Source organism: Streptomyces sp. NBC_01257, assembly GCF_035917255.1.
Taxonomy (GTDB): domain Bacteria; phylum Actinomycetota; class Actinomycetes; order Streptomycetales; family Streptomycetaceae; genus Streptomyces.
This window is the reverse complement of sequence record NZ_CP108472.1, coordinates 7,636,629-7,652,183: the sequence shown is the minus strand read 5'-3', so window position 1 is coordinate 7,652,183 and position 15,555 is coordinate 7,636,629. Positions and strand designations below refer to the sequence as shown.

The window sequence follows — 15,555 nt, the reverse complement described above, 5'->3', positions numbered from 1 at the left end:
TGCGCTCTTTTCCGGACGTGCGGGCGGTGTTCAGGAGATCTGTTCGGCGGTCGTGGTCGTGGTCGTGGGCTCGGCATCGCGCTCGGCCTCCCGCAGAGCCCGGGTCGACACCCGTGAGGCGAACACGAACGCGGCGAGGGTCAGTCCGATGCCGCACACGACGAAGGTGGACTCCGGGCCCAGCCAGCGGCCCAGCCCGCCGCCGAGCACCGCGCCGACCGGCACGGCGCCGAGCACGATCAGGCGGTATCCGGCGGTGGCCCGGCCGAGCAGTTCGTCGGGGACCGCGGCCTGGCGGAGCGTGCTGACCACGATCTGGTTCAGGGCCGTGGCGATGGCCGCGAAGAACATGATGACCTCGGACAGGATGATGCTGCCGCTGAGGCCGAGGACGACGAAGCTGGCGGCGGGCACGAGCGCGGCGAGCCAGGTGACCGGGCCGCCGCCGATGACCGGGACGACCCTCGCCGCGATCAGCGAACCGATGACGGCGCCCACGGCCGGCACCGCGATGAAGATGCCGTACCAGGATTCGGAGACGCCCAGGGGACCCGTCGCCAGCAGGACGAGCAGACCACCGGTCGCCGAGGAGAACAGGTTGATCGAGCCGGAGATGAACGCCACCCGTCGCAGCAGCCGGTGGTTCCAGAAGTAGGACCAGCCCTCCCGGATGCTGCGGACGACCTCTCCTGGCGTGTGCTTGGAACCGCTGGTGTCACTCGCGGTGGGCAGCATCCGCGGCAGGGTGAGCGCGGCCAGGGCGCCGAGGGCGAAGAGCCCCGCGGTGGAGGAGAAGACCATGATCGCCGACATGGCGAACAGGGCGGCGCCCGCCGTCGGCCCGATGAAGTTGTTGATGGCCGACTGGGTCGCGAACAGGCGGCCGTTGGCCCGCTCCAGGTCGCTGCGTTTGACCAGCCGCGGCGGCACCGTCAGCGCCGCGTTGTCCACCAGTGTCTCGGCCGTTCCCGCGAGGAACACGGCCAGGTACAGGATGAGGATGCTGCGCAGATCGGCCACGAGCGTCAGGACGAGCAGACCGAAACCGACGGCGCGGATCGCGTTTCCCCACACCATGATGAGACGCCGGTCGATGCGGTCGGCGAGCGCCCCGGCCGGCAGGGTGAAGATCAGCCACGGCAGGAACTGCGCCACCGTCATGCCCGAGACCAGCAGCGGGTCCCGGGTCATCGTCACGGCGAGAAGAGGCACAGCCGCCAGCACCAGGCCGTCGGCCAGGTTGGACAGCCCCTGAGACCACCACAGTTTGGTGAAACTACGGCCCAACGTCATGTCCGCTCCTCTGTCGTCCTTGCGCTTACGCATTGCTCTGTGGGGTCGAGCACCATTCGGCGGTCCGCCGTGACCGGCGGACGCGTGCGGCCGTCGGCCCGGTCCGGACCGGGCCGTCGGGCTTCAGCGCTCATGACAACCTAATGTCCTGGCCCGTACACCGTTCGGCGCTTGCCGGGATCGGCCCGACCGGCCGGAAGGCGGCGCGTGGCACTAGGCGCCGCCTCCGCCCAGGGTCGCCGTGATCCGTTCGTAGTAAGGCAGTTGATCCTGCTCGAAGGCGAGAGCGGTCTGCTCCAGGTTCTCCGGGAACTGCTTCCTCCCGGCCGGGGCGACGCCGAGGGCGTTCGACTCGCTGGCACCGGCGTGCCAGCGTTCCGTCGTCTTCCAGCTCGCCGGCGGCTCCTTCTTGAAGTCGAGCGCCTCGGCGAGGAAGTCGATCCCCATGGCAGTGCAGTAGCGCCGCATCTCCGCCTCGGCGTCACCGGCCACCCGGTCGCCGTCGACGAGGTGCATCGGATGCCCGGCGGACGTCACCGTGGAGACGATGTCCCACAGGTGCCCGAACCCCATGGCCGGTGACGTGGCGTCGGACTGCATGACGAGGTGCGAGCGCACGGTGTCGCGGGGGTTGCGGACCATCGCGGCGTGGCGGCACCGCCGCAGGAAGTCCGGGCTCGCGCCGAGCCGGTCGAGGCGGAAGTCGGTCGTGTCCTTGAAGAAGACCGGCCGGTCCGCCGCCGTTTCGGCCAGCGCTGCCATCACCTGCTCCTGGCTCGTGCACGTACGGCCCGCGACTTCCGCCTCACCGAAGTCGCACACCCGTGAGAACGGTTCGTGGACGACGAGGAAGTCACCGCGCTCGTACATCGCACGCTCGAAGGCGGTCGACCGCGAGCGCGGAACACACCACAGCGCCAGAAGACTCGGCTGGTCCGTCATGACGCTGCCTCCGGGAGAGTTCGGTCCAGTTCGCTCAGGGCGGTCCGCAGGATGTGCATTCCGTCGAGGTACTCCTGGATCAGGATGTGTTCGTTGTCGGTGTGGTCCTGATGGCAGTCCCCCGGCCCGTACGTGGCCATCGGCACGTTCCAGGTCCTGCTCAACGTGTTCATGTCGCTCGTGCCGGTCTTGAGTTTGTGGTTGGGCCGCAGCCCTTCGAGGACGATGGCGCGGGACAGTGCCCGTACGCACACCGAACTCCGCGCCACCATGACGGCGGGTACCTCGTACACGGCCGACACGTCGACCGCCTCGCCGAGCACCGCGGAGACGTCGCGCCGCAGCCCCTCGGCCATTGTTCCGGGCGGGGTGCGGAACACCAGCGAACACACACTGGAGAACGGTTCGAAACGGCCGTCCCTGACGACCATTCCCACGTCCTTGAAATGGTCGTTCCCTCGCGTCCCGTACGTGTCGAAGAGCCGGGCCAGAGCGCGTACCAGGATCTCGCTGGCCTTCGGTCCGGGGGTCGCGGTGTGTGTACGCGGGACATCGCAGCGCGCCTCGAGTTCGACCATTCCCTTGTAGCCGATGGTCACCGACGAAGCCCCGCTCGGCTCCCCCACGATCACGGCGTCGGGGACCGGCACGGTCGTACGGACGTGCTCCGCGCCCCGCGACCACAGCGTCTCCTCCTCGACCACGCCCACCCAGTGGATCCGGATGCCGAGGTGACGGCTGGTGAGCGCCGCGACGAGCATGGCCGTCAGCGGGCCCTTGGCGTCGACGGCCCCGCGGCCGCGGATGAGGTTCTCGCCGTGCTCGAAGGGGACCTCGCCCGGCACGGTGTCCAGGTGGCTGAGCAGCATCACCGTGCGCGTTCCGTGCCCGACCAGCGCGTGCACGTTCCCCGCGTCGTCCAGGTAGCTCTCCGCGCCGTACCCGGCGGCGAAGTCCCGCAGCCGCTCCGCCAGCTTCTGCTCGCTGCCGGAGACGGACGGTATCGCCACCACCTCGGCCAGCAGCGCGACCGCGTCGTGGTCGGTCAGCTGTCCTTCCTCGGGTCTCGCATGATGAGTCGTCATAATGTGTCCCGGCCCTTCCCGATCAGGGTTCCGCTCCCTCGTAGAGCCGCCGCGACGGGGGCGTGGACCCGGCCGTCGCAGACCTGAACCGCCTGTGCGCCCCCGCCCAGTGCCTCCACCGCGGCGGCGACCTTCATCCGCATGCCGCCGCTCAGTTCCGGCACCAGCTTCCGGGCGTCGTCCCGGCTCAGTGAGGCGATGGTGGAGGCGGGATCGTCGCGGTCGGCGAGCACCCCCGGTGTGTCCGTGAAGAGCAGCAGCCGGTCCGCGCGCCAGGCCGCCGCGATCGCGCAGGCCATCCGGTCCGCGTCCACGTTGGTCGCCTGCCCGTCGGCCGTCATGCCCGGCGGGCACACGACGGGAACCATGCCGCAGGTGTGCAGGGCCTCCAGGACACGTGTGTCCACACCGACGACGCGGCCGGCGAAGTTGTCGCGCACCACGCGCACGCTGTCACCGAACACCGCACGGACCGCCGTCTTGCGTTCGGTGCGGATCAGTCCCCCGTCCATGCCCGACAGCCCCACGGCCTCGACGCCGCGCGCCGCCAGCTCCGCGATGATCCGCGGCTGGGTCCGCCCCCGCATCGCCATCATGAGAGCGGTGAGGGTCGGCGCGTCGGTGTACCGCGTGACCATGCCGTCCGGTGACCTCAAGGTGCGCCGCGGCAGCCCGAGTTCCCTGACGGTGTCGTCGATGTCCCGGGAGCCGCCGTGCACCACGATGATGTCGTGCTCGCGCCACAGGGAGGCGATGTCGTCGGCGATCGCCCCGCTGTTCTCCTGGAGGCTGCCGCCCCACTTCACCACGATTCTCGTCATGGTCACACCGGGTGCAGACCGGGAAAGGTCAGCCCGGACGTCTCCGGCAGACCGAGCATGAGGTTCATGCACTGCACCGCGCCGCCCGCGGCCCCCTTCATCAGGTTGTCGAGGCTCCCCATCACGAGGGCCTTGCCGCGGTGGTCGGCGACGATGCCGACATCGCAGTAGTTCGAGCCGAGCAGGACCTTCGGGTCCGGGTAGCGGTACGTCCCCCGCGGGCTGTTGACCAGGCGGACGAACGGCTCCGCGCCGTAGTCCTCGCGGTACATGGTGAGCAGCTCGCGCTCGCTCACCTCGCCGACCGCGACCTTCGTCAGCGTCTGCACGCCGCGCACCTGCGGGGTCGCGGTGACCGTCATCGACGCGTCCACGCGGAGCGCCTCGGACACCTCGGCCTCGTGACGGTGGTCGAAGGGTGCGAACACCCGCATCACTCCGCTGCGCAGGGCGTGGGAGTTGCCGTCGCCTCCGGAGGCGCCGCCGCCGCTGCTGCCGGTCCGCGCGTCGACCTGTACATCCGTCAGGAGGCCCCGGGCCGCGAGCGGTGCGAGGCTGAGGATCGCGCTGGTGGCCATGCAGCCCGGGACGGCGACCCGGTCCGCGTCGACGATCTGTTTGCGGTGCAGTTCGGGCAGACCGCGGACGAACGCCTTCGCCTGCTCGCCCTGACGGCTCCAGCCGTAGTAGCGCTCCATGAGCGCGGCGTCCTCGATCCGGAAGTCGGCCGTCAGGTCGACGATCTTCGGGGCGAGCGCCGCCATGCCGTCGAGGATCTTCGCCGTGGAGCCGTGGACACCGGCGAGGAACACGAGGTCGACCGGCTCCAGGTCCTCGCGCCTGCTGTACCGGAGACCGCTCCCGCGCAGCGGTGGGTGCGCGTTCTCCACGGCACGGCCGGCGTGGGTGTCGGAGGTCACCGCGGCGACCTCGACCCCGGGGTGGTGGACGAGCAGGCGCAGCAGCTCACCTCCCACGAACCCCCTGCCGCCCACAACTGCGATGCGCTTCATACCGGTTCCTTCACCTCGATCATCTCGGCTGTGCAGGCCTCGACCATGCGTGCGGCGACGTCGACACCCGTCGCCCGCTCGAATCCCTGGAATTCCACCCGGGAGTTCACCTCGATCACCGTGTGTGCCCCGTCCGCGCGCTCGACCAGGTCCACACCGGCGATCCTCGCGCCCACGGCTGCGGCGGCCCGCACGCACAGCCGCCCGAGCTCCTCGTCCGGTGCGTGCTGCTCGACCGTCGCTCCCCTGGCCACGTTGTTCCGCCAGTCGCCGCCCGACCGGGTGATCAGGCCCAGGCAGACGCCGTCGACCACGATCCCCCGGATGTCCGGCGAACCGGGCCGGACCGCCTCCTGGACGATCACCGTTCTCGCGACCGCCGACGGCAGCGCGGCGCAGGTCTCCAGGACGGCGTCGGCCGCGTACTGGTCGGTGATCAGACCGACCCGGTTCCCCCAGGACGAGCTCAGGGGTTTGATCACGGCGGGGTAGCCGATCGAGGCGATGGCCTCCCTGCCGGTCTCCGGTGTCGGCGCCAGCAGGGTCACCGGGGTCGGCACGCCGCACTGCGTCAACCGCAGGTAGGTGGACCATTTGTTGCCGCAGACCCGGGTCGCCGACGCGTCGTTCAGCGGCCGGGCTCCGAAGGCCTCCAGCGACTCCGCCGCGAGCGCCGCACGCTGGCTGGAGATCTCACGGTTGAGGACCGTCATCCCCCGCAGCCCCTCGGTGTCCTTCGGTCCGAACGACATGGCGCGGGCGTCCAGCCGGAGCACCCTGACATCGCGGCGCTCCAGCTCGGACAGGAGCCGCCGCTCCTCGTAGCGGACGGTCGACAGCAGGACCCCGACCGGCATCGGCGCTCTCCCCGGCTCATTCACCCCAGTCCTCTTCGGGCTCGGGCGCGATCGCCAGCTGCAGCGGCTGCGTCGAATGGATCTCCAGCTCGGCCGAACACCCGGGGCAGCTCACTATCTCCCCCTGATAGCTGTCCGCCGGTATCTGCAGTGTGCCGGTGCAGCTGACGCACTCCGTATCCATCTCTTCGGTCCTTTCTCGATCACTTCGGGTGGGTGACGAAACTCAGCACCTGGCGGAGAACGGATTCGGTGGTGAGTCCGCTCGCCTCCAGCAAGGACGTGTGGCTGCCGGGCGGGAGGAAGCCGGTCACGCCGACCGGGAGCCACGGGATGCCGCGGGCTCCGGCCGCCGCGGCGACCTGCGCTCCCATGCCGCCGGATGTCCACGCCTCCTCCAGCGTGACCAGCCACCGGCACTGCTCGGACACCGCCCGGCCGGCGGCTCCGGCGGATTCCGGGTCGACGGTGTGGACGTTGATCACCTGGGCGCTGTAGCCCGCCCCGGCGAGCCCCTGTGCGACCTCCAGGGCCGTGGCCAGGATCTCCGGTCCCGTGGCCACCAGCGCGATGTCGCTGCCGGGGCGGACCTCCTGGGGGATGCCGAGCTCCGGTGCGGGCAGGTCGGCGAAGACCGGCGAGGCCTTGCGTCCGAGTCTCAGGTAGGCCGGGCCGTCGTACTCCAGGCACTGTTCCAGCAGCGCGACGGCCTGGCGGGCGTCGGCCGGGACGACCACCCGCATGTGCGGCAGGGCGTTCATCAGCGCCAGGTCCTCGGTGGCGTGGTGCGTCGGCCCCAGCCAGCCGCCGCTGGCGCCTCCGTGGGTGCCGACGATGCACACCCGGCGCCGCGGATAGGCGATGTCGAGCTTGATGAACTCGAACGCCCGGCTCACCGAGAAGGCGGCGAACGTGCAGACCAGGGCGCGCCGTCCGCAGTGCTCGGCACCGGCGGCGAGCCCGATGGCGGCGTTCTCCGCGATGCCGACGTTGAGGTAGTCCATCTCGGGTGTCGGCTTGATGCTGCCCGTGTCGGTGTCGACGACCAGCACGTTGTGGCGTACGGCGAGTTCCGGCAGGGCGTCCGCGAAGACCGCCCGGGTGCTCACCCGTTCCGGCGTGATCTCAGGCATGGCCGGGCTCCCCCTTCGCGGTCGCGGTCGCCGCTGGAGCGGCGGGGCTCATGCTGGCCCTGACGCGCGCCCGCTTCCTCTCGGTGTCGAGCCGGACGAAGTGGGAGGAGGCCCGGCCCGCGAGGGCTCCCACGCCCCTGGCCTTGACCGTGCGGCAGACCACCGCCGTCGGCCCCTGCGTACGGACCGCCTCGTCGAGGACCGAGCAGAGTGCCGCCAGGTCGTGGCCGTCCACCTCGACGGTGTGCCAGCCGAAGCCGGCCCAGCGGTCGGCCACCGGTGCGCCGTCGCTCACCTCGTGCACGGCCCCGGTCTGCTGGAAGCGGTTGACGTCGATCACCGCGACGAGGTTGGTCGCGTCCAGGGCACGGCTCACCTGGGCCGCCTCCCAGACCGTCCCTTCCTGGAGTTCTCCGTCACCGAGGAGCACGAACGTGTGCGCGGGTGCCGGGCCGGCCTGGCGCTGCGCCCAGGACGTGCCGTTGGCCAGCGCGAGCCCGTGTCCGAGGGAGCCGGTGGCGAACTCGACCCCGGGGACGGTGACGTTGCCGTGCGTGGCGAGCCTGCTGCCAGGCCGGCAGAAGGTGGAGACCTCCTCGCGGGTGATGAACTCCCGCTCGGCGAGGGTGGCGTAGAGGGCCATCGCCGCATGGCCCTTGCTCAGCACGAAGACGTCCCGTTCCTTCCACTCGGGGTCGTCGGAGTCGATGTTCATCGTGTGGAAGAAGAGCGCGACCAGGATCTCGACGGCGGACATCGAACCGCCCAGGTGTCCGCCTTCGGGGCCCGTGCACATGTCGACGATGTGCTCACGGACGGCGCGTGCGCGGACTTCCATCTGCGCGATGCTCGGAAGGTGCTCGGTCCCGGTCAGCGGTCCGCACCTTCCGCGAGCTTCGCCAGGATCTCCCGGTGCGACCAGACCTTCTCGACGGCATCGGCGAAGCTCTGGAGCAACGGGCCCGCGTCGGGCGGAAGATGCCGCTGCTGAAGGGTGAAACTGCGGTCGACGACGTCCTGGGTGACGGGCCATGAGGCGGGCGTCTGGCGGCACAGGGTGCGCAGCGCCGGCTGCTCGGGGACCGGCATCATCTGGTACCTGGTGACCGGCATCCCCTCCGCGCGCAGGGCCCGCATCAGAAGGTTCCGTGCCGTCGCGGTGTCCACGCCGGGCAGCAGCCGCTCGAAGTCGACGACGAAGCGCAGGATGTGCCACGCGTGCTCGTATCCGTCCGGCTCCGACGGGCAGGTCAGTCCGTCGAGGGGGCGCAGCCGGGACAGGAAGGCCCTGACGTTGGACCGGCGGGCCGCGCGGTAGGCGTCGAACCGCTCCAGCTGGCTCGATGTGTACGCCGCCTGGACGTTGTTGAGTTTCGCGTTGAAGCCCAGCCGGTGACTCACGTAGCGGCGCGGACGGTCCGGGCGGATCGTCTCCCCGAACTGGCGCAGCTGGCGCATCCGTTCGGCGACGCGCTCGTCGTCGGTCACGACGAGCCCCCCTTCCCCGCAGGTGGGGAGGTTCTTCGTCATCTGCAGGCTGAACGTGGCCGTGTTGCCGGACGCGCCGGACGGGACGCCCAGGTAGCGGGCTCCCTGGGACTGCGCGGCGTCCTCGATCACCACGCAGCCGTGGCGGCGCGCGATGTCGCCGATCGCGACCAGGTCGGCGCTGAGACCGTGCAGGTGGACCGGGACGACGGCCCTGGTCCGTTCCGTGATCTCGGCGGCCAGGCTGTCCGGGGTCATGGTGAAGGTGACCGGGTCGACGTCGGCGTACACCGGGGTCGCCCCCACGTGCACCACGGCCATCGCCGTCGCGACGAAGGTGAGGGCGGGCACCACGACCTCGTCGCCGGGGCCCACCCCGTGTGCGAGGAGGGCCAGTTCGATGGCCGTGGTTCCGTTGCTGACGCCGACGCAGTGCCGCACGCCCAGGTAGTGCGCCCAGGACCGCTCCAGCCGTTCGACGGCGGTCTCCTGGGCCGTCCGGTCGGAGACCAGGACGTTCGTGTCCAGGACGGAGAGCACCGCCGCGCGGTCCGCGTCCGTCGTTCTCGGCCAGTGCACCGGCGCGAGCTCGCCCAGGACCGGTTCGCCTCCGGTGAGGGCCAGTTCGCCCGTCGGTCCGCTGTTCATCGGGGGTCCGCCCCTTCACCCGCGAGGACGAGCCGCCAGTCGGCGGCCAGTTGTTCGTAGGCGAGCACCAGCTCGGCGCCGCGACGCGGGATCAGCTCGGTGATGCCGTCCGTCCGTGCCGCGTGGGCGCTGAGCAGCCGCACGTTGGACCACGCCGACACGACCCGGTCCGCGGACGCGGCCACTTCGAGGAGGGGGGACTGCCGTGTCCGGTGCGCGCGTTCCTGAGCGAACCGGCCGTGCAGGAAGGCCTGCGCCTGCATCGTCCAGCCGAACGTGTAGGCGCTGCGGAGTGCCTCCGGATCGCCGCAGCTGTCCTGCAGGCGCTCCACGAAGCGGCGCAGTCCGGCCCGGCCGGTCCACACCCGGTCCGAGGGGCCGGCCGTACCGTTGGTCCAGCGGTCGAGGTTGCCCCGGACCGCCTGCGCGGTCGGGACGGTGCCGGATCCGTCCGGTTGCGGGCGCACCTTCGTCGTCAGGACGCGGCCGCCGATCTCCCGGCTGGAGAAGAACACGTCCTGGGTGTCCGACGGATTGCCGGACGTCCAGCTGTTCACTAAGTGCTCCGCGGACAACCATCCCTGGAATCCGGGTGGTTGCGCGTCGGAGACGTAGAACTCCACGTCGCCCGCGGGCGTCCGGCGCCAGCCCGGCACCACGACGAGGTGCGCGGCGTGCACGTCGTGGAAGGCGGGACGGAAGGGCAGGTGGTAGTTGTCCACCGCCACGATGACGCCGGAGTGCGTCTCGATCAGGCGGATCAGGTCGTCCGCGTCCGATCCCGTCGTCCAGGCGGACTCCACGTCGTGGTACGGGCAGAGGTCGGCCGCCACTCCGCGGCTGCTCTGCGCGGGACGGTAGAACTCCTCGCACATGACATCGCCGGGCGCGAACGCGAACTCGCAGGCCGCGCCGAGCACGTCGACCGGCTCCAGCCCGTGTTCCATCAGGACGCTGCCCAGCGTGGTGTGCAGGCAGCTCAACGGGTCCTCGTACCACTGCGGGTAGGAACCGGTGACGCCGTCCCACCGGGCCGGGCGCGCTGTCGCTTCGGTCGTAGTGCCTGCGTTCACGGCCGGCTCCCCCGTATCTGCGGATCACTTGCGGAGTCGACGCCCGCCTGCCGGCCGACGAGCGTCATGGCGAAGAGGTGCACGGCCGGATTCCTGGGCAGCGACATGGCGCCGAGCGGTTTTCGCGACGTGACCGGGACGCGCTGGCACCAGAGGGTGATCCCGATGCGTTCCTGCACGTGGTGCGGGTAGTGGATGACGTCGGTGCGCAGCGCGAGATCCTCACCGAAGTCCGAGCGGCCCTCCCACAGGTCGGAGAGCGCCAACTGGTCCCGGTCCACCGTGCCGTTGGAGAAGTGCCAGGTGACGACGTCCCTGACCCGGCGTTCGCCGCATCCGATGACGTAGAGCCAGTCCCACCGCCGCTCCGGGACCTCGATCCGCTGGCCGGAGCACAGGACGTTGTCCGGTCCGCGGCCGTCGAGCGGGGCGCTGCGCAGCGGGACGTCGTCCACGACGATGTCCAGGGGCGCGGGCTGGGCCGGGAGCGAGTTGCGCCAGACGTTCAGCCGGCCTTCGGTGAGGTTCTCCGGTGTGGTCGCCGCCTGGTTGTTCAGAAAGGGGTCGAGCGCGAGTATCTGGTGAACGGTCAACGCAGTTCCTTCCGTACGAGCGCTCTGCGCTGCAGGCGGGGCTCGACGACGGTGAATCCGCAGGACTCGAAGGTGCTCACCCTGCCGTGGAAGCTGCCGCGTTCGAACTCGGGCTTCCGGTCGTCCTCGGGGTACGCCTCGATGAGTTCGGCCTTCTCGTCCCGGGCCCACTCCACCGCCCGGTCGATGAGCACCCTGGCCAGTCCCTGGTGCCGGTGCTCGCGGGCCAGGTAGAGACAGACGATGGACCAGATCCGCTCCGGGTCCTCGCCCTTGAAGAGCTTCGCCGCACGGGACGTGCGCAGCCTCGGGAAGGCCGGCCGGGGGCCGGCTCCGATCCAGCCGACGGGGACGCCGTCGACCGAGCCGATGACGCCCACCCGTTCACCGGACTCGACCAGGTCGCGCAGCTTCTCCTCGCGTGCCGAGGATCCGCAAGAGGAGCGTTCCTTGGCGGTCATGCGGAAGTAGGTGCACCAGCAGTTCTCCACGAGACCTTTCGGCCGGAAGAACGTGCCGACCTCGGGCCAGTCATTCGGTCCGACCACTTTGGTTTCGAAATCGCTCATCGGTTCTGCCTTCCGCGTATGCAATCGTCGACCTTTTTCACCGGGGCCGGTTACTTCCAGGTCACTGCCAGCGGCAGACAGGTTACGCCGTTCAGGAAGTTCGAAATGAGATGCCGGGGATCACCGTCGAGAGACACGGATCGCACGTTCTTTCGCCAGAGATCGAAGAATATCCTCATGCCGAGTGCGGCGACGTGCTGTCCGATGCACCGGTGGACGCCGAGTCCGAATGCCAGATGGCGGTTCGGGGAGCGGTCCGGAATGAACCGGAACGGATCGGCGAACACCTCCTCGTCCCGGTTGGCCGAGCCGATCCAGGCGGAGACCAGGGCCCCCTCCGGCACCTCGGTCCCGGCGATCACGGTGTCCGCGGTCGCGCGCCGCAGCACATGGTTGACCGGACTCGCCCAGCGGAGCGCCTCGTCGATGAACCTCTGGTCCGTCTCCTCCTGGCGTGCGAACCAGGACCACAGCTCGTCGTCGCCGGCCAGCAGGATCAGCGTCTGGTTGATCGTCTGGGGCACGGTCGGATTGGCGCCCATGAGGAACGCGTACGCGTTCAGCAGCGGCACGTCCCGGTCCGTGTCCCCCACCACCTGGGCCGTGGCCGGGCAGCGGCCGCTCACCGAGTCGGCGGGCGGGGAGTCCTCCAGGACGCCTCCGAGTACGGACATGATGGTCGTGTGCGCCTCGAAGAGGTCGAACCGGCGCTGGTACTCCGACCGGTCCGTGTCCACTCCGCCCATCGCACGCACCGTCGCCCGGCCCGTGACGGCCCACTCCTGCTGCGGAATGCCCATCAGCAGCCCGGTGATCGTCATGGGCAGGGTGATCATGGCCTCGCAGAAGTCGAACGTCTCACGGCCGCGGACCGTCTCGAACAGCTCGGCCATGCGGTCCGTGATGCCCTGCTGGAGGCGCTGCGTCGCCTGCACCGTCATCAGCGGGGTGAAGTGCTGTTTGATGCCGGCGTGCAGCGGCGGGTCCGTGAGGTGGATCGCCGCCCCCGCCGCCACGTCGCCGTCCCCGCGCACCGTGAGCATGGTGCTGTACGCGGAGGAGAAGGCCTTGTGGTCGCCCAGGATCTCGCGGACGTCGGAGTAGCGCAGGGCCGCGAGGAATTCCTGGCCGTCGGGGGTCCGCTGCGGCTGGAGTCCGTCGCTCTTGCGCAGATCCCGCCACACGGAATGCATGTTCCGTGTCGCGTACTGCGACTCCTCGTAGAGGTCAGCCGTCATCATGTCCGAGGGTTCAGGACCCGTGAGAGAAACTCGCATCGAAAGACCGCCTTCGCAGGGAATGCACGACACTCGAACAACACTCGTACGATCCGGTGGGGGCCGGGATCGTCGGCGGCGCTGCCGCCGGAACCGCAGTCCGGGTTATCCGTCCGTCACCGTGCCTTCGCGGTCGAGCAGGCCGATGTTCTCCGCGCATTTCATGTAGAAACGCGAGGCGACCGACCATTCGGTGATGCCCTGGGCACCCAGCACCTGCATCGCGCCGCGGACGACGCGCACCATGGCGTCCTGTTCCACGAGCTCGAACCGCCGCACGGCAGCCTCGTCCACGTCCGCCACGTTGTCCGCGAGTTCCCGGAGCCGCACACTCAGGGCGTTCAGCTCGGCGTAGCCGCGGATCAGCGGGAACATCAGCGCGTCGAGCTCCACCAGCTGCCGGCCGAACTGCTCGCGGGCACATGCGTGTTCCCACGCACAACGGAACAGCCCGATGCCGAGTCCCAGCACGTAGGCCGCGTGACGCAGCCGGCACGCGGGTTCCCCGCAGCCGCGGGAGGTGTCGCCGGATTCCGGCAGGCGGCACGGCCGGTAGGCGTTCTCGTAGCCGAGGTAGCCCGTGCTCAGGCTGATCGCGCAGCCGAGCGTGAGGCCGAGACCGAGACCGCCCTCGTCCTCGGGGCGCTCGATCCCGTCGAAGCCGAGGTCGGACAGGGTCTTCGCCAGCGCCGCGCGCCGGGCCGGTGAATCGGCGAACAGGGGCTCCACCCTGACGCCGGCGCCGACGGGCTCCAGGACCTCCAGGACGGTGTCGGCCACCTCGCCGCCGAAGCGGTTCAGGATCCCCAGACAGCGCCCGGAGAACTCCTCCTTGAGATCCGCCGAGATGGTGGACAGCATCATCTCCGAGGTACCGGCGGACAGGGTGAGGCCGGGCGACTCCGTCAGCGCCGAGAACAGCTCCTCGTGGACCAGCTCATCGGTGCCGGATGCCCTGCCGAGCGAGCTCCAGCGGCGCAGCACCTCGTGCCCGACCTGCTGGCACGTCTCGCTCGTGTACAGCTTGGCGACGGCGGTGTCGATCGCCCTGACGTCGTCCCGCAGGAAGACCTCGGTCGCCGAGCGGGCCAGGGTGGTGGCGCATTCGACCTGCCCTTCGAGCCGTTCGAGGTCCCGGGGCAGTCCGGTCGCCCCGCGCAGGGCGTTCAGCCACCGGGCCGCCCTGACGACGTGGTCGATGCCGGTGCGTTCGATGGCCAGGGCCCCGTCCAGCAGGGCCCATCCGCGGCCCTCTTCGCCCACCCGGCGCCAGCTCTCGGCCTCGACGTCCTGGAGGCGTACCCGGCACATCCGTTCGCGCTGCACCGTCTCGACGAGCTCGACGCTCACGCCGTCGGCCGCCAGGTCGATGACGAAGAGCGTGATGCCGTCGTACTTGTTCCCGCCCTGTCCGGTGCGCGCGGCCACCAGGGCGGAGCCCGCGAGGTCGCTGTAGATGCTGAACACCTTGACGCCGTTGAGGACGTAGCGGTCGCCGCGCCGCTCGGCCCTGGTGCGGAGCGCGGCGAGGTCGCTGCCGGCGCGCGGCTCGCTGTAGAGGACGGTGGAGAACTCCTCGCCCCTGCTGATGCGCGGGAGCAGTTCGCGCTTCAGCCGGTCGGAACCGGACTTGAGGACGAAGTTGCCGACGATCTGCACGGTGAGCGCGTGGACGAGGTCCGGCAGTCCGGTCGCGCAGAAGCCCTCGAACAGCTCGATGGCGACGCGCGTCGGCATGCCCCCGCCGCCGGACTCCCGGGGCCAGTCGGGCGTGAGCAGTCCGCGCCGGCCGAGCTCACGGTAGGCCTCGGAGATGGCTTCCGGGTCCATCCGCCTGGCGCGGATCACGAGATCACGCCAGCGCGGGGTGTCCACGAGTTTCGCCAATGACGCGTGTAGATCTGACGCGTCGAACTCCCGTTCCTCGGCGAGCCGTTCCGGCTCGCCCGGTGCGGTGACGGGTCGCTCGTCCCTGATGATCTGCTCGATCACGGCGACGTTGTCGGCGTCGCCGAGCAGGCTGTAGTGGTCACCGGGCAGATCGTGGAGACGGACGTCGCCCGTGGTCGCCGTGTGCCAGTCGGAGATGAGGGACTCCACGGCCCGTACGGAGACGACGTCGAGGTCCCCCGGTGTGGGCCGCCACCGGCCGACCAGCCGCCGGTTGTGCGCGAAGATCTCCAGCCGTTCGGCGAACGTCTCCGGGTCCATGTCGAGCACCGCGGCGGCTTCGTCGCTCGTGTCCGCCGTGACCTCGACGTCGCGCCCGCTGAGCCTCAACGCGTCGTGCAGGAAGCCCTGCACCGCTTCGGCGGGCGTCCACTCCGGGACCTTCCCGGTCGCCCAGGTGGAGTCGAGGAGCACCACCTTCGGGCGGTTCCCGCGTGCCGCGAGCAGGCAGGCGATCTCCCAGGTGAGTGCGCCGCCGAAGGACCAGCCGCAGACCACGTCGACCTCGGGGCAGTCCTCGCCCAGGCTCTCGACATAGCGCCGGGCAAGCTCCTGCACCGACTCGGCGGGCCCGCCGTCGGCGAGCGTCCGCGACGACGCCTCGATGCCGAAGCACCGGTGGTCGCCGAGTCTGCGGACCAGGGGCTGGTAGGCCAGCAGGCTGCCGCCCACCGGGTGGGCGAACAGGAGCACCCGGCCGGAGGCCGCCGAGCGGCTCAGTTCGATGAGAGAGGATGATTCCGCCGTCGCCGACCTCGTACGGAGATAGGCGTTCAGGCGCTCGCCTTCACGTTGCATCACACGTTCCCTGCT

15 protein-coding genes are annotated in these 15,555 nt (G+C 70.3%); all 15 read right to left on the bottom strand.

What is annotated here, in order from left to right; translation table 11 throughout:
• Positions 1-30: 30 nt before the first annotated feature.
• A complete protein-coding gene (locus OG408_RS33420) occupies positions 31-1,293 on the bottom strand; it encodes an MFS transporter (RefSeq protein WP_266785013.1) in 1,263 nt (420 codons plus the stop codon).
• Between the two features lie 213 nt (positions 1,294-1,506).
• Positions 1,507-2,235 (bottom strand): sulfotransferase family protein, encoded by a 729-nt coding sequence (locus tag OG408_RS33415; RefSeq protein ID WP_266785011.1) that lies wholly within the window; start codon positions 2,233-2,235, stop codon positions 1,507-1,509.
• On the bottom strand, positions 2,232-3,320 hold the full coding sequence (locus OG408_RS33410; protein WP_326673535.1) for a M20/M25/M40 family metallo-hydrolase: 1,089 nt from the start codon (positions 3,318-3,320) through the stop codon (positions 2,232-2,234). Before OG408_RS33410 ends, OG408_RS33415 begins: the two co-directional genes overlap by 4 nt.
• Entirely contained in the window at positions 3,317-4,141 is an 825-nt protein-coding gene (locus OG408_RS33405) for a [LysW]-aminoadipate kinase (protein WP_266785006.1), read from the bottom strand. The genes OG408_RS33410 and OG408_RS33405 overlap by 4 nt, the downstream gene beginning before the upstream one ends.
• Before the next feature lie 2 nt (positions 4,142-4,143).
• Entirely contained in the window at positions 4,144-5,154 is a 1,011-nt protein-coding gene (gene argC, locus OG408_RS33400; RefSeq protein ID WP_266785004.1) for an N-acetyl-gamma-glutamyl-phosphate reductase, read from the bottom strand.
• The gene (locus OG408_RS33395) at positions 5,151-6,011 is read right to left on the bottom strand and encodes an ATP-grasp domain-containing protein (protein ID WP_326673534.1); all 861 of its coding nucleotides are present in this window, start codon (positions 6,009-6,011) and stop codon (positions 5,151-5,153) included. The genes argC and OG408_RS33395 overlap by 4 nt, the downstream gene beginning before the upstream one ends.
• A gap of 16 nt (positions 6,012-6,027) precedes the next feature.
• A complete protein-coding gene (locus tag OG408_RS33390; protein ID WP_266785000.1) occupies positions 6,028-6,195 on the bottom strand; it encodes a lysine biosynthesis protein LysW in 168 nt (55 codons plus the stop codon).
• Between the two features lie 19 nt (positions 6,196-6,214).
• Complete coding sequence (locus tag OG408_RS33385) at positions 6,215-7,144, bottom strand: transketolase family protein (RefSeq protein ID WP_266784998.1); 930 nt, start codon at positions 7,142-7,144, stop codon at positions 6,215-6,217.
• Positions 7,137-7,982 (bottom strand): transketolase, encoded by an 846-nt coding sequence (locus OG408_RS33380; RefSeq protein ID WP_326673533.1) that lies wholly within the window; start codon positions 7,980-7,982, stop codon positions 7,137-7,139. The genes OG408_RS33385 and OG408_RS33380 overlap by 8 nt, the downstream gene beginning before the upstream one ends.
• A 32-nt stretch (positions 7,983-8,014) precedes the next feature.
• The gene (locus tag OG408_RS33375) at positions 8,015-9,280 is read right to left on the bottom strand and encodes a DegT/DnrJ/EryC1/StrS family aminotransferase (RefSeq protein ID WP_326673532.1); all 1,266 of its coding nucleotides are present in this window, start codon (positions 9,278-9,280) and stop codon (positions 8,015-8,017) included.
• Positions 9,277-10,353, bottom strand: coding sequence for a BtrH N-terminal domain-containing protein (locus OG408_RS33370; RefSeq protein WP_326673531.1), 1,077 nt, complete (start codon positions 10,351-10,353; stop codon positions 9,277-9,279). The genes OG408_RS33375 and OG408_RS33370 overlap by 4 nt, the downstream gene beginning before the upstream one ends.
• Positions 10,350-10,946: a hypothetical protein gene (locus OG408_RS33365; protein WP_326673530.1), complete on the bottom strand. Its 597-nt coding sequence runs from the start codon at positions 10,944-10,946 to the stop codon at positions 10,350-10,352. The genes OG408_RS33370 and OG408_RS33365 overlap by 4 nt, the downstream gene beginning before the upstream one ends.
• The gene (locus OG408_RS33360) at positions 10,943-11,515 is read right to left on the bottom strand and encodes a GNAT family N-acetyltransferase (RefSeq protein ID WP_326673529.1); all 573 of its coding nucleotides are present in this window, start codon (positions 11,513-11,515) and stop codon (positions 10,943-10,945) included. Before OG408_RS33360 ends, OG408_RS33365 begins: the two co-directional genes overlap by 4 nt.
• A 50-nt stretch (positions 11,516-11,565) precedes the next feature.
• Positions 11,566-12,756, bottom strand: coding sequence for a cytochrome P450 (locus OG408_RS33355; protein WP_326673528.1), 1,191 nt, complete (start codon positions 12,754-12,756; stop codon positions 11,566-11,568).
• A 141-nt stretch (positions 12,757-12,897) separates the two neighbouring features.
• Positions 12,898-15,540: a thioesterase domain-containing protein gene (locus OG408_RS33350; RefSeq protein WP_326673527.1), complete on the bottom strand. Its 2,643-nt coding sequence runs from the start codon at positions 15,538-15,540 to the stop codon at positions 12,898-12,900.
• Positions 15,541-15,555: the final 15 nt, after the last annotated feature.

Bases quoted from the DNA above. Each gene is read 5' to 3' on its own strand.
- OG408_RS33420 (WP_266785013.1), bottom strand. From the start codon at position 1,293: ATGACGTTGGGCCGTAGTTTCACCAAACTGTGGTGGTCTCAGGGGCTG.
- OG408_RS33415 (WP_266785011.1), bottom strand. From the start codon at position 2,235: ATGACGGACCAGCCGAGTCTTCTGGCGCTGTGGTGTGTTCCGCGCTCG.
- OG408_RS33410 (WP_326673535.1), bottom strand. From the start codon at position 3,320: ATGACGACTCATCATGCGAGACCCGAGGAAGGACAGCTGACCGACCAC.
- OG408_RS33405 (WP_266785006.1), bottom strand. From the start codon at position 4,141: ATGACGAGAATCGTGGTGAAGTGGGGCGGCAGCCTCCAGGAGAACAGC.
- argC (WP_266785004.1), bottom strand. From the start codon at position 5,154: ATGAAGCGCATCGCAGTTGTGGGCGGCAGGGGGTTCGTGGGAGGTGAG.
- OG408_RS33395 (WP_326673534.1), bottom strand. From the start codon at position 6,011: ATGCCGGTCGGGGTCCTGCTGTCGACCGTCCGCTACGAGGAGCGGCGG.
- OG408_RS33390 (WP_266785000.1), bottom strand. From the start codon at position 6,195: ATGGATACGGAGTGCGTCAGCTGCACCGGCACACTGCAGATACCGGCG.
- OG408_RS33385 (WP_266784998.1), bottom strand. From the start codon at position 7,144: ATGCCTGAGATCACGCCGGAACGGGTGAGCACCCGGGCGGTCTTCGCG.
- OG408_RS33380 (WP_326673533.1), bottom strand. From the start codon at position 7,982: ATGGAAGTCCGCGCACGCGCCGTCCGTGAGCACATCGTCGACATGTGC.
- OG408_RS33375 (WP_326673532.1), bottom strand. From the start codon at position 9,280: ATGAACAGCGGACCGACGGGCGAACTGGCCCTCACCGGAGGCGAACCG.
- OG408_RS33360 (WP_326673529.1), bottom strand. From the start codon at position 11,515: ATGAGCGATTTCGAAACCAAAGTGGTCGGACCGAATGACTGGCCCGAG.
- OG408_RS33355 (WP_326673528.1), bottom strand. From the start codon at position 12,756: ATGATGACGGCTGACCTCTACGAGGAGTCGCAGTACGCGACACGGAAC.
- OG408_RS33350 (WP_326673527.1), bottom strand. From the start codon at position 15,540: ATGCAACGTGAAGGCGAGCGCCTGAACGCCTATCTCCGTACGAGGTCG.